Origin of the sequence: Hydrogenophaga sp. BPS33, from assembly GCF_009859475.1 — a bacterium.
Lineage (GTDB): Bacteria > Pseudomonadota > Gammaproteobacteria > Burkholderiales > Burkholderiaceae_C > Hydrogenophaga.
Genome location: NZ_CP044549.1, coordinates 3,170,944 through 3,183,212, shown reverse-complemented (window position 1 = coordinate 3,183,212; position 12,269 = coordinate 3,170,944). Strand labels below are relative to the sequence as shown.

The 12,269-nt window shown below is 65.7% G+C and carries 11 protein-coding genes; 4 read left to right on the top strand and 7 right to left on the bottom strand.

What is annotated here, in order from left to right; all coding sequences use genetic code 11:
• Nucleotides 1-2: 2 nt before the first annotated feature.
• From F9K07_RS14655 to F9K07_RS14640, 4 genes are read left to right on the top strand one after another with little or no spacing between them, the layout of a single operon-like run.
• Nucleotides 3-1,460 carry an FAD/NAD(P)-binding protein gene (locus tag F9K07_RS14655; RefSeq protein WP_159594132.1) on the top strand — a complete coding sequence of 486 codons (1,458 nt, stop codon included), beginning with the start codon at nucleotides 3-5 and terminating at the stop codon, nucleotides 1,458-1,460.
• Entirely contained in the window at nucleotides 1,457-2,725 is a 1,269-nt protein-coding gene (locus F9K07_RS14650; RefSeq protein ID WP_159594131.1) for a CaiB/BaiF CoA transferase family protein, read from the top strand. Before F9K07_RS14655 ends, F9K07_RS14650 begins: the two co-directional genes overlap by 4 nt.
• Nucleotides 2,726-2,738: 13 nt before the next feature.
• Entirely contained in the window at nucleotides 2,739-4,115 is a 1,377-nt protein-coding gene (locus tag F9K07_RS14645) for an acetyl-CoA carboxylase biotin carboxylase subunit (RefSeq protein WP_159594130.1), read from the top strand.
• 40 nt (nucleotides 4,116-4,155) lie between these two features.
• The gene (locus F9K07_RS14640) at nucleotides 4,156-4,377 is read left to right on the top strand and encodes a biotin/lipoyl-binding carrier protein (protein ID WP_159594129.1); all 222 of its coding nucleotides are present in this window, start codon (nucleotides 4,156-4,158) and stop codon (nucleotides 4,375-4,377) included.
• Here the strand turns inward: F9K07_RS14640 and F9K07_RS14635 are convergent.
• The 7 genes from F9K07_RS14635 to F9K07_RS14605 all read right to left on the bottom strand — a co-directional run bounded on the left by F9K07_RS14635 (nucleotide 4,350) and on the right by F9K07_RS14605 (nucleotide 12,211).
• On the bottom strand, nucleotides 4,350-5,825 hold the full coding sequence (locus F9K07_RS14635; RefSeq protein WP_236581253.1) for a sensor histidine kinase: 1,476 nt from the start codon (nucleotides 5,823-5,825) through the stop codon (nucleotides 4,350-4,352). The two genes, F9K07_RS14640 and F9K07_RS14635, sit on opposite strands and share 28 nt — an antisense overlap.
• A gap of 77 nt (nucleotides 5,826-5,902) precedes the next feature.
• Nucleotides 5,903-6,622 carry a response regulator gene (locus tag F9K07_RS14630; protein ID WP_159594127.1) on the bottom strand — a complete coding sequence of 240 codons (720 nt, stop codon included), beginning with the start codon at nucleotides 6,620-6,622 and terminating at the stop codon, nucleotides 5,903-5,905.
• A 324-nt stretch (nucleotides 6,623-6,946) separates the two neighbouring features.
• Nucleotides 6,947-7,642 carry an ABC transporter ATP-binding protein gene (locus F9K07_RS14625; protein WP_159596943.1) on the bottom strand — a complete coding sequence of 232 codons (696 nt, stop codon included), beginning with the start codon at nucleotides 7,640-7,642 and terminating at the stop codon, nucleotides 6,947-6,949.
• 54 nt (nucleotides 7,643-7,696) lie between these two features.
• Complete coding sequence (locus tag F9K07_RS14620) at nucleotides 7,697-8,467, bottom strand: ABC transporter ATP-binding protein (protein ID WP_159594126.1); 771 nt, start codon at nucleotides 8,465-8,467, stop codon at nucleotides 7,697-7,699.
• On the bottom strand, nucleotides 8,464-9,756 hold the full coding sequence (locus tag F9K07_RS14615; RefSeq protein WP_159594125.1) for a branched-chain amino acid ABC transporter permease: 1,293 nt from the start codon (nucleotides 9,754-9,756) through the stop codon (nucleotides 8,464-8,466). Before F9K07_RS14615 ends, F9K07_RS14620 begins: the two co-directional genes overlap by 4 nt.
• A complete protein-coding gene (locus F9K07_RS14610; protein ID WP_159594124.1) occupies nucleotides 9,757-10,791 on the bottom strand; it encodes a branched-chain amino acid ABC transporter permease in 1,035 nt (344 codons plus the stop codon).
• 184 nt (nucleotides 10,792-10,975) lie between these two features.
• Nucleotides 10,976-12,211, bottom strand: coding sequence for a branched-chain amino acid ABC transporter substrate-binding protein (locus F9K07_RS14605; protein ID WP_159594123.1), 1,236 nt, complete (start codon nucleotides 12,209-12,211; stop codon nucleotides 10,976-10,978).
• Nucleotides 12,212-12,269 lie beyond the last annotated feature (58 nt).

Sequence of the window (12,269 nt, the reverse complement as noted above, 5' to 3'; positions counted from 1 at the left end):
CCATGACCGATCGACGCGTTGTCGTGATCGTGGGCGGCGGCTTCAGTGGCGCCGCGTGCGCCATCCACCTGAGCCAGCGCTCGCAGGAGCCGCTGGACATCCGCATCGTCGAGCCCAGCGCCGCGCTGGGCATGGGCATTGCCCACGCGGCCGTCGACCCCGACCTGCGGCTCAACGGCCCTGCCCACATCCACTCGCCCTACCCGGATGCCCCGGGCGACTTCGCGGACTGGATGGCGCGAACCGGCGAGGCGGCGCTGGACCCGCAGGCCACGGCGGCCAGCGGCCTGGTGTTCGCGCGGCGCGGCGCCTTCGGCCGCTACATGGCGGCCGAGGTCGCACGCCACGCACGGTCCAACCCGAGTGGCTCGGCCATCGACCACGTCCAGCAACAAGCCCTGCGCGCGTCGCCCGGTGCCGCGCACGTGGAGGTGGGGCTGCACGGTGGACAGCGCATCCGTGCGGATCACTGCATTCTCGCCCTGGGCTGGAACGCGGTCGGCACGCCGCGCGAGCTGTCCGCCATCTCTGACCACCCGGGCTGGTTCGGCAACCCCTGGGCCACGCACCGGTTCGACGCGATCGGCAGCGGGGCCTCGGTCCTGCTGATCGGCTCCGGCCTCACCGCCTCCGACACCTTCGCGGTGCTGGCCGCGAAAGGCCACCAAGGCCCGGTCCTGGCGCTGTCGCGGCGTGGCTTGCGCCCGGCCTCGCAGAATCCGCACCGGTCGACGCGTTCGATGTGGGAACGCGTGTTCGAGCAAGACCCCCCGCTCCTGCGCGAGGCCGGGCACGCGCTCTCGATGCGGCAAACAGTGGCCCTGCTGCGCCGCAAGATCGCCGAGGTCGATGAAGCCACGTCCAGCTGGCACGTGCCGTTCGACGAATTCCGCGATGCCGCCTGGATCCTCTGGAACCAATGGTCGCCGGCGGAACAGCGCCAGTACCAGCGCCACGTCAAGAGCTGGTACGACAGTTTCCGCTTCCGCAACCCGCCCCAGACCGAGGCGATCGCGCGGGCAGGTGTGGAGCGCGGGCAATTGGGTTTTGCGGCCGGCCGTCTGCGTGGCGCACATCGGCGCGGCCATGGGCTGCACGTGTCGTACGCGTCGCGGGAACGCGGCGAATGCCAGACCCTGCACGTCGACGCAATCATCAACTGCACCGGCCCGCAGCCTCGGCCCAGCGCCTCGCAAAACCCATTCTGGCAAGCCCTGATCGCCGATGGCGTGGGCCGCGACGCGCCGGGCGGCGCGGGCATCGATGTGGACATGGGCGGGCGCCTGCTCGATGCCCATGGCCGCGTGCACGACCGCTTGTTCGCCATCGGCCCACCCACCAACGGCCGCTTCGCCGAAGCCATCGCCGTGCCTTACATCGTGCGCGGCATTCTGGACGTGGCCCGCCACGCCCTGCCCCACGCCCATAGCGAACCCACCGTCCTCCAAGGCTCAACATGAACGCACCTTCACCTGAGCGCCGCGGCCCGCTGGCCGGCCACCGCGTCGTCGAACTCTCCTCCACCATCGCCGGCCCCGTGTGTGCGCGGCTGCTCGCGGACTTCGGCGCCGACGTGATCAAGATCGAGTCCCACGAAGGCGACCCGGGACGCAACTTCGGCGCCCAGATCGACGGCGTGTCGCTCTATGCCTCGTCGATGTACCGCAACAAGCGCGCCATCGCGCTGGACCTGAAGACCCCGCAGGGACGCGACATCGCGCTGCAACTCCTCGACAAGGCCGACATCCTGGTCGAGAACTTCCGCCCCGGCGTGCTCGACCGGCTCGGCTTGGGCGAAGAAGTGCTGCGCCAGCGCAACCCCGGCCTGGTGACGGTGCGCATCAGCGGCTATGGCCAGAGCGGCCCTTACCGCGACCTGCCGGGCTACGGCGCCATCTGCGAAGCCGTGGCCGGCGTGCGCCACCTCACCGGCGACCCGGACCGCCCGCCCGCGCGCTGCGCGCTGGCCACCACCGACTACCTCACCGCCGTCTACGCCGCGTTCGGCACCGTCATGGCGCTGTACGAGCGCACGCGCAGTGGCATCGGCCAGATGATCGACGTGGCCTTGTACGAAAGTGCGTTTTCGCAAATGGAAGAAGCCGTGCCCACCTATGCCCGCACCGGCTATGTGCCCAAGCGCCAGGGTTCGCGCCTGATGAACACCGCGCCCAACAGCCTGTACCCCACGCAGGACGGCCACTGGGTGCTGATCGCGGCCAACAACGACGCCATCTTCCGACGGCTGGCCAACGCGATGGGGCACCCCGAGTGGGCCACCGACCCGCGTTATGCCACGCAGCGCGCGCGCGGTGAACGCGTGGAGGAGATCGACGGCCTCGTCACCGCCTGGAGTTCGCAGCAGACGGCCGATGACGCGGTGCGCATCCTGATGGAAGCCGAGGTGCCCACGTCGCGCGTGAACACCATTGCCGACATCTTCGAAGACCAGCACTACCGGGCACGCGAGATGCTGCTGAAGATGCCGCATCCCACGCTGGGCGAGGTGACGATGACCGGCGTCGTGCCCAAGCTGTCTCGCACGCCGGGCGAGGTGACGAAGGTGGGTTCGGGCATCGGCGAAGACACGCGCGACGTGTTGCTGAACGACCTGGGCATGAGCGAAGCGGATCTGACGCGTCTCGAAGCGGCGCGCGCGATCTGGTGCGGCCCGTCCCCCGCCGAGTCGGCGCACGCTGGCGCCTCCCAGGCCGCTTTCGGTTGAAGGTGCACCAGCCATGTTCCACAAAGTGATGATCGCCAACCGGGGTGCCGTCGCCGCGCGCGTGCTGCGCTCGCTCAAGGCGCTGGGCATCCGCACGGTGGCCGTGCACTCCGAGGCGGACCAGGATCTGCCCTACCTTGCACTGGCCGACGAGGTCTACGCCATCGGCGCCTCCGATCCGCGCGCCAGCTACCTCAACCAGGACGCCTTGCTCGACGTCATGCAACGCTCTGGTGCGGACGGCCTGCACCCGGGCTACGGCTTCCTGTCGGAAAACGCCGGTTTCGCGCAGCGTGTCAACGACAGCGGTGCCTGCTTCATCGGCCCCAGCCCACGCTGGATCGAAGCCATGGGGCACAAGACGCGCGCGCGCGAGCTGATGGCGCAACACGGCATGCCCATGGGCGCGAGCTCCGAGCTGCTGGACACGAACGAGGCCCGCACGCTGGCCGAGGCGGCGCGCGTGGGCTACCCCGTGCTGGTGAAGCCGGCCGGCGGTGGTGGCGGCATCGGGATGCTGGCCGCGCGCGACGACGCGCAACTGCTCAAGGCCGTCGAGCAGGCGCGTTCGCTCGCACAGCGCAGTTTCGGCAACGCCGAGTTGTACCTCGAACGCCTGGTCGAACGGCCACGCCACGTGGAGTTCCAGATCCTCGCCGACCGGCACGGCAACGTGCGCCACCTGTTCGAACGGGACTGTTCCGTGCAGCGGCGCCACCAGAAAGTCATCGAGGAAGCCGGTGCGCCCGCCATCCCGCGCGCGCAGGTGGACGCGGCGGCCGACCAGGCGGCCAGCATCCTGGCCGGCCTGGGCTACGACGTCATCGGCACCGTGGAAACGCTGTACGACGGCGCGGGGCACTTCCATTTCCTGGAGATGAACACGCGGCTGCAAGTCGAGCACGCGGTCACCGAGGCCGTGACGGGTATCGACCTGGTCCGTGCCCAGGTGCGCCTGGCCTGGGGCGATCGGCTGGACGACGTGCTGCCGAAGGACATCGAGCTGCAGGGGCACGCCATCGAAGCACGCATCTACGCCGAAGACCCGGTGCGCTTCTTTCCCTCGCCGGGCCCGCTCAAGACATTGCGGTTTCCCCGCGCTGAAGGGGTTCGTGTGGAAACCGGCTTCGCCGAAGGCAACACGATCACGCCGTTCTACGACCCCATGATCGGCAAGCTGATCGCACACGGCACCACGCGCGCGCAGGCCATCGAGCGCCTGGTGGCCGCGCTGGACGCCACCACCATCGAAGGCGTGAAGACCAACATCGCCTTCGTCCGGCAGGTCCTGCAAAGCCCGTCGTTCAACGCCGGCGAAGTGCACACCGGCCTGGGCGCCGAAGTGCTGGAACAGGCCAGGAAGCAACCCACCGTCCCTGCGCCCGTGTGAGGGCGCCCATCCCACAGTCAACATTTCCAGGAGTCATTCCATGGCACGTATCGAAGTTCGCGCAGACGTCACCGGCAAGGTCTGGAAGATCGAGGCCCCCGTGGGCACCCGTGTGGAAGCGGGCCAGCCCGTGCTGATCGTCGAATCCATGAAGATGGAGATTCCGGCCGGCAGCGAACAGGACGGCACGGTCCTCGAACTGCTCGTCGCCGAAGGCGATCCGGTGCAAGACGGTCAGCTCGTCGCGGTGCTGGAAGGCTGAAGTGGCAAGGTGAACTTGAAACAGGCGCCCCCCTCGGGCCCCGCCGCCTCCACCCAGATGCGCCCACCGTGGCGCTCCACGATCTTCTCGCAGATCGCCAGACCGATGCCGGTGCCTTCGTATTCCTCGCGGCTGTGCAGGCGCTGGAAGATCACGAAGATGCGATCGAAGTACGCCGGGTCCACGCCGATGCCGTTGTCCGCGATGGCAATCGTCCATTCGGCCTCCGAGCGCTGCGCGGTGATGGTGACGGTCGCGGGCGCGTTCGCCCGCCTGAATTTCAATGCATTGCTGACCAGGTTCTGGAATACCTGCGTCATGCCGGTACGTTCGTACCGCAAGGTGGGCAGCGTGACGGGACGCCTGATCACCGCGTTCGAGTCGGCCATCGCGTGCGCCAGGTTTTCCAGCGCGGCGTCGAGCGCCAGACCCAAGGGCGCGCATTGGGTCTGCGCGTCCGGCCGGCCGGCCTTGGAATAGAACAGCAGATCGTCGATCAACTGCTTCATGCGCTGCGCCCCGGAGACGATGTAGTCGATGTACTCCCTGCCCTCATCGTCCAGCTGGGCGTGGTAACGCCGGGCCAGCAACTGCGTGAAGCTGGCCACCATGCGCAACGGTTCGGACAGGTCGTGCGACGTCACGTTGGCGAACTGCTCCAGCTCGCGGTTGGAGCGGGCCAGCTCCACGACGTGCGCGGCCATGTCCTGGCCGGCGCGCTCGCGTTCGGTGACATCGCGCGAGACCGTGATGATGACCCACTTCCCCTCCACCTTCACCGCACGCCGCGTGGTTTCCAGCAAGATCGGGGGCTGCCCGGGCATATGCCATTCGCGCGTCTCGGTTTCGGACCTCGGATGGCTGGCGATCAACGCGTCATAGCGTTCGCGCAACTCCGCTTCGGTCGAGATGCGCCCCAGGTCGTTCATCTTGCGCAGGCCCATGCGCATCATCTCGTCGCGGGTCAGGCCGGCCATGCGTGCGCTGCCTTCGTTGAAATCGATGAATTCGAGCGTCTCCGGATCCACGATCATGATGGCGTCCGGCGCCTGGTTCACCGCTGCGAACAGCAACTGGGCCTTGCGGCCGGCCGCCTTGCGCTCGGAGATGTCGCGGGCCATCGTGACGATCAGCCACTTGCCCTCCATTTCCAGGGCGCGCGCCGTGGTCTCGATCCAGACGGTTTCACGGCCCGCACGTTGCAAGGGCTGCACGGTCGAGATCGGCTTCGGGGACAGCTCGATCAGCTTGCGGAATTGCTCGCACTGCTGCTCTTCTGTCCAGATGTGCAGATACCGGGTGACCCACATCACGCCTCGCTCCATCATGACCTCGCGCGACAGGCCATAGAGGCGCACGGCGGCATCGTTGACGTACAGGTATTCGCCCGAGTCCGGGTCGATCACCTGCACCGAGTCCGGTGCGTGGTTGAGCACGGTGTCAAGCACGTGCAAGGGTTGTCGGTGGGATGGATCGAGATTCAACGCCATGACCCCACAACGGCGCTGATGGTCATGGCCCCTGGTCAGGCGTCGTGCCCGTTGGCCAGCAAGGGCGCCCACCCCATCTTCATGGCCGCGGCGATGGCTTCCGCACGGCTGCTGACCTTGAGCGCGACCAGGATGGCGGCCACATGGCCCTTGACGGTGCCCATCGCCAGGTTCATTTCGCGGCAGATCTGCTTGTTCGATTTGCCTTCGAGCAACTGGCGCAGCACCTCGATCTGCCGTGTGGTCAGACCGACGTCGCGTGGCGTCTGGGACACCGTCACCGCGCCCGGGCCTCGGTTGCCGGCGTGCGCGGGACGGTCTTCTTCCGGCATGGCCATCATGGCCTCCAGCGGCACGTAGATACCGCCCGCCAGGATGAAGCGGACCGCACTGATCAAGGCGTCTTTGCCGGACAACTTGGGGATGAAGCCCAGCACGCCACGGCGCACCGCGGCTTGCACCGTCTGAAGATCGTAGGAGGCCGAAATCACGACCACCCTGGCCTCGGGACAACTCTGCTCGAAACCTTCCAGAACACTCATGCCCGAGTTCCCCGGCATGGTGAGGTCCAGGAGGACGAGATCGAAATAGCCGTGGGTCCGGTAGGCGTCGATCGCCTTGCCCAGCGTGTCGGCCTCGATCACGATGACCTCGGGATCGATCTCGCGCAGGGCGAGCTTCAATCCTTCGCGCACCAGATGGTGATCGTCGGCGACGAGTAGTTTGAGTTTGGGACTGACTTGCGCCTCTTCCACTGGACATGCTCCCACAAGGGCTCGATTGGTTCGACCGCGCCCACAAACATCAGCTCCCCGAACTCACGCTTGCTTTTTTTGTGCGGGCCGCAAGCCCCAGGCGGTACTCCTGAAAAGGATAGCACCGGGCGCAAAGTCGTGCGAGCGGCGATTGTGGCACGGCAATGCTGGAATAAATCCTAAAGTTCCAATACCGGGCAGAGTTCGGACCGAAAATTGCAACCCAACAACACGTGAGGTCAGCAAAATGACAGCACTGCAGAAATGGGAAATCCCCGCAGCCCGACGAGCGATTTGCCCTGGATGATCAGCGGTGGAACCCACCTACACCTCCAGCCATTCCTTGCGCGTGTAGGGGTCCGCGCGCAGGCTATCGGGCGTGCCCTGGAACACGATGCTGCCGTGCCCCATGACCAAGGCGCGGTCCGAGATGGCCATGGCAATGGTCAACTTCTGCTCGATCAGCAACACCGACACACCGCGTTGTTTGAGCGTCTTGAGGTACTCGCCCACCAGCTCCACGATCTTGGGTGCCAGGCCCTCGGTGGGCTCGTCGATGATGATCAGGTCCGGGTCGCCCATGAGCGTGCGGCACAGCGTGAGCATCTGCTGCTCGCCGCCCGAAAGCACGCCGGCTTCGGTGTGTTGCCGCTCCTTGAGGCGCGGGAACATGGTGTACATGTCGTCGAAGCTCCAACGCGAGCCTTTGCCCTTGCCTTTCTGGCCCAGCATCAGGTTCTGGTGCACGGTGAGTGTGGGGAAGATGTCCCGGTTCTCGGGCACGTAGCCCACACCGAGATGCGCGACCTCGTAGGCCTTCCTGCCCAGGATCTCCTGGCCTTTCCAGTGGATGCTGCCGCTGCAGTCCACCAGCCCCATGATGGCCTTGGCGGTGGTGGAGCGACCCGAGCCGTTGCGCCCGAGCAGCGCCACGATTTCGCCGGCTTGTACCTCGAAGCCCACGCCATGCAACACGTGGCTCTTGCCGTAGTAGGCGTGCAGGTTGTCGATTCTCAGCATGCTCACTGGACCATCCTCCATGCGGCGTTCACTGGACTACCCTCCGCGCGGCGCTCATGCGGCCGCCCCTTGTGCATCGGCCACGTGCGAGCCCAGATACGCTTCTTGCACGCGCTGGTTGGCGCGCACGGCGTCGGGCGTGTCGAAGGCCAGGACCTCGCCGTACACCACCACGGCGATGCGGTCGGCCAGGCCGAACACCACGCCCATGTCGTGCTCCACCGTGAGCAAGGTCTTGCCCACGGTTACTTCCTTGATCAGGTTGATGAAACGCGTGGTCTCGCTCTTGCTCATGCCCGCCGTGGGCTCGTCGAGCAGGATCACATTGGCACCGCCGCCGATGGTGATGCCGATCTCCAGCGCGCGCTGTTCGGCATAGGTGAGGTTCATGGCCAGCACGTCGCGCTTGCGGTCGAGGTGGATCATCTCCATCAGTTGCTCGGCACGCTCGTTGGCGTCGTCCAGGTCGGCTAGGAACCTCAGGAAGGTGTACTTGTAGCCCAGGCTCCAGAGCACACCGCAGCGCAGGTTCTCGAACACGCTGAGCTTGGGGAAAATGTTGGTGATCTGGAAGCTGCGCGAGAGGCCGGCGCGGTTGATCTCGAACGGCTTCTTGCCGTCGATGCGCTGGCCATTGAGCAGCACCTGCCCGCTGGTGGGGGCGAAGCGGCCGCTGATGAGGTTGAACAGCGTGGACTTGCCCGCGCCGTTGGGGCCGATGATGCCCACGCGCTCGCCGGCATTCACCGCCAGGTTCACGCCGCGGATGATCTCGGTCTTGCCGAAGCTCTTGCGCAGGTCCCTGAGTTCGAGTGCGTGCGTCACAGCGCCTCCCTCCGCTTGATTTCTTTCTCGATGAACTCCTGGATCTCGCTCCACTGGCGCAGGAAAGCGCGGCGCGTGAGTTCGAACAGGCCAAACCCCGTCACCGCCACCAGGGCGGCACCGAACCAACTGTTGACGCCGTGCGCGTCCAGCGGCACGCCCAGGAAGCGCAGCTCCGACCCCAGCGTGGTATTGAGCTGCAGGTGGTAGACCATCTCGATCATCGCGCCCAGGCCGAGCAACATCACCAGCGCCGTGCCCGCCAGCGCGATGTAGCTCACCCACAGCTCGCGCAATCGGCCAAAGGACGCGACGCGCAGGTTCATCATGATCAGGCTGGCGATGCCGCCGGGCGCGTATATCACCATGAAGAGGAAGATCAGGCCCAGGTAGAGCAGCCAGGCCTTGGTGAACTCCGACAGCAGCACGAAGGCCAGCACCATCAGAACGCCGCCGATGATGGGGCCGAAGAAGAACGTGGCACCGCCCAGGAACGTGAACAGCAGGTAGGCGCCCGAGCGTGCGGCGCCCACCACTTCTGCGGTGACGATCTCGAAGTTCAGCGCGCCCAGGCCGCCTGAGATGCCCGCGAAGAAGCCGGCAATGATGAAGGCGAAATAGCGCACCTTCTGCGTGTCGTAACCGACGAACTCCACGCGTTCGGGGTTGTCGCGCACGGCATTGAGCATGCGGCCCAGCGGCGTGCGCGTAAACGCGAACATGAGCGCCACGCAGATGAAGGTGTAGACCGCGATGAGGTAGTACACCTGCACCTGCGGGCCATAGGTGATGCCCATGAACGGCTTGCCCACCATGCGGTCGCTGGAGACGCCGCCCTCACCACCGAAGAACTCGGGGATCATCAGGGACAGCGCGAACACGAGCTCGCCCAGGCCGAGGGTGATCATGGCGAAGGTTGTACCGGCCTTGCGCGTGGTCACGTAGCCGAACAGCACCGCGAAGCCGATGCCCGCCAGACCGCCCACGATCGGCACCAGCGACACGGGCATTGGCAGCGATCCGTCTCCCACGCTGTTGAGCGCGTGGATGGCGAGGAACGAGCCCAGGCCCGTGTAGACCGCATGCCCGAAGCTGAGCATGCCGCCCTGCCCCAACAGGATGTTGTAGGACAGGCAGGCGATGATGGCGATGCCCATCTGCGAAAGCACGGTCATGCCCAGTCCGCTGGTGAAGACCTTCGGCGCCACGATGAGCAGCAGCGCAAAGAGACCCCAGACGATCCAGCGGCCGACGTTGAGGGGTTTGAAGCTGTAGTGCGTGGTCGTCATTCAGCCCTCCCGTTTGCCGAGCAGGCCGCGCGGCCGGAAGATCAGGATCAGCACCAGGAACAGGTACGGCAGGATCGGTGCCACCTGCGACAGGGTGAGCTTGACGTACGAGTTGTTGGCAACCGCATCCGACAGCGGCAGACCGATCTGCTGGGCCAGCGTGAGCAGCGAATATTCGAACGCCACGGCGAAGGTCTGGATGACACCGATGAGCAGCGAAGCGACGAACGCACCCGAGAGCGAGCCCATGCCGCCGACCACCACCACCACGAAGATCACCGAGCCGACCGTGGCAGCCATGGCGGGTTCGGTCAGGAAGGTACTGCCGCCGATGACGCCGGCCAACCCGGCCAGTGCCGAGCCGGCGCCAAACACCAGCATGAACACCCGCGGCACGTTGTGCCCGAGCGATTCGACCGCATCCGGGTGCGTGAGCGCGGCCTGGATCACCAGGCCGATGCGGGTGCGCGTGAGCAGCAACCAGACCGACGCCAGCATCACCACGGCCACCAGCATCATGAAGCCGCGTGTGGCGGGGAACGGCGAGCAGACCACGCGCACGGCGGCGTCGGCGACACTGCACAGCTCGGGTGCGGCACTGCCCCAGACCATGCGCAGGCCCTCCACCGAATGGTTGATGAGCGTGAAGACCGGGCCGCGCAGTTCTTCGGGCGGACGGAATTCCACCGCGATGCGGCCCCAGATGAGTTGCACCAGTTCGACGATGACGTAGGACAGGCCGAAGGTCACCAGCAGTTCGGGCACGTGGCCATACTTGTGCACCTTGCGCAGGCACTGGCGTTCGAATGCCGCGCCGAGCAGGCCCACCACAAGGGGCGCGATCAGCAGCGCCGGCCAGAAGCCCACGAACTGCGCCACCGTGTAGCCGATGTAGGCCCCCAGCATGTAGAAGCTGGCGTGTGCGAAGTTCAGCACGCCCATCATGCTGAAGATCAGCGTGAGGCCCGAACTCAGCATGAACAGCAGGAGCCCGTAGCTCAAACCGTTCAACATCGAGATGATGAAAAACTCCATTCCCCAAGACCTTTCATCACGAAATATGGAAGAGCCCGATCCGGCAACCCGATCGGGCTCTTGAGCAGCAAGCGAAATCAGCCGGCGCGAAATGTACCCGTCCAGAGACGACGCGGAACCGGCTCCGCCGGGCCGCAGTGTCGCCCCCTCGAGGGGGTCGCGCGCAGCGCGGCGGGGGTGGCTCTTAGCTCGGCCGCTTCATCTGGCAGCTCGTGGGTGTGCTCGAGACGTAGTTCGGGTACTCCGCCACGGGCGCCAGCGTCATGCCGGTCTTCTCCGGGCTGTACGGGTACTTGGCGTCCGCCTTCTGCCAGACCGACATGTACAGCGGCTGCTGCAGTTGGTGATCGTTCTTGCGCATCGTCACTTCGCCATTGAAGCTCTTGACCGTCAGGCCCTCCATGGCGGCGGCCACCTTCACCGGGTCGGTGGACTTGGCCTTGGCCATCGCGGCACCGAGGAACTCGAAGATGCGGATGGTGGAGCCGGTGTAGAAGTCGTCGTTGTACTTGGCGTTGAACTCCTTCATCCACCGGTCCATCTGCCCACCCATGTTGTAGTGGTTGTAGGCGATCTGGTAGACCCGGCCCGCGCCGTTGGTGCCCAGCGCCGTCGGCGTGCCGGTAACCCCCGCGTAGTAAGTGAAGAACTTGCCCGTGTAACCGTTTTCGTTGGCGGCCTTGATCATCAGCGAAAGGTCGGAACCCCAGTTGCCGGTGATCACCGTGTCAGCACCCGACGCTTTGATCTTGGCGATGTAAGGCGCGAAATCGCGCGTCTGCGCCAGCGGCGTCAGGTCTTCGCCCACGAACTGGATGTCCGGGCGCTTGCGGCCCAACGCCTCCTTGCCGAACTTCACCACCTGATGGCCGTGCGAGTAGTTCTGGTTCAGGAAGTACACCTTCTTGATGTCGGGCTGTTTGGCCATGAAGCTGGCCATGGCCTCCATCTTCATCGAGGTGTCGGCGTCGAAGCGGAAGTGCCAGTAGCTGCACTTGCTGTTGGTGAGATCGGGGTCGACGGCGGAGTCATTGAGGTAGAGCACCTCCTTGCCCGGGTTGCGCGCGTTGTGCTTCTCGACCGCGTCGGCCAGGGCCAGCGCAACGGAGGAGCCATTGCCCTGGATGATGTAGCGCACGCCCTGGTCGATCGCGGCCTTCAGCGCGTTCAGGCTCTCGGCGGGGCTGAGCTTGTTGTCGATCGCGGTCACTTCGAACTTCACGCCGGCGGGGTTGCCCTTGCCGCTGAACTTCTCGGCGAAGAACTGGTAACCCTTGTTCTGGCTCACACCCACGGGACCCAGCAGGCCTGTGAGAGGGTCGATCCGCACCATCTTGACGGTTTGACCCGCCTGGGAAAACGCGGCACTGGCGGCCACCAACATCGAGGCGCCGGCAATGATCTTCACGGTCCATTTCATGTCTTGTCTCCTGGTTGACGAATCGGGTAGGCGCAGCGTAAATGCATAGCGCGCAGCA

Excerpts from the sequence above, each read along its gene's own strand:
- F9K07_RS14655 (WP_159594132.1), top strand. The coding sequence starts at position 3 with ATGACCGATCGACGCGTTGTCGTGATCGTGGGCGGCGGCTTCAGTGGC.
- F9K07_RS14650 (WP_159594131.1), top strand. The coding sequence starts at position 1,457 with ATGAACGCACCTTCACCTGAGCGCCGCGGCCCGCTGGCCGGCCACCGC.
- F9K07_RS14645 (WP_159594130.1), top strand. The coding sequence starts at position 2,739 with ATGTTCCACAAAGTGATGATCGCCAACCGGGGTGCCGTCGCCGCGCGC.
- F9K07_RS14640 (WP_159594129.1), top strand. The coding sequence starts at position 4,156 with ATGGCACGTATCGAAGTTCGCGCAGACGTCACCGGCAAGGTCTGGAAG.
- F9K07_RS14625 (WP_159596943.1), bottom strand. The coding sequence starts at position 7,642 with ATGCTGAGAATCGACAACCTGCACGCCTACTACGGCAAGAGCCACGTG.
- F9K07_RS14615 (WP_159594125.1), bottom strand. The coding sequence starts at position 9,756 with ATGACGACCACGCACTACAGCTTCAAACCCCTCAACGTCGGCCGCTGG.
- F9K07_RS14610 (WP_159594124.1), bottom strand. The coding sequence starts at position 10,791 with ATGGAGTTTTTCATCATCTCGATGTTGAACGGTTTGAGCTACGGGCTC.
- F9K07_RS14605 (WP_159594123.1), bottom strand. The coding sequence starts at position 12,211 with ATGAAATGGACCGTGAAGATCATTGCCGGCGCCTCGATGTTGGTGGCC.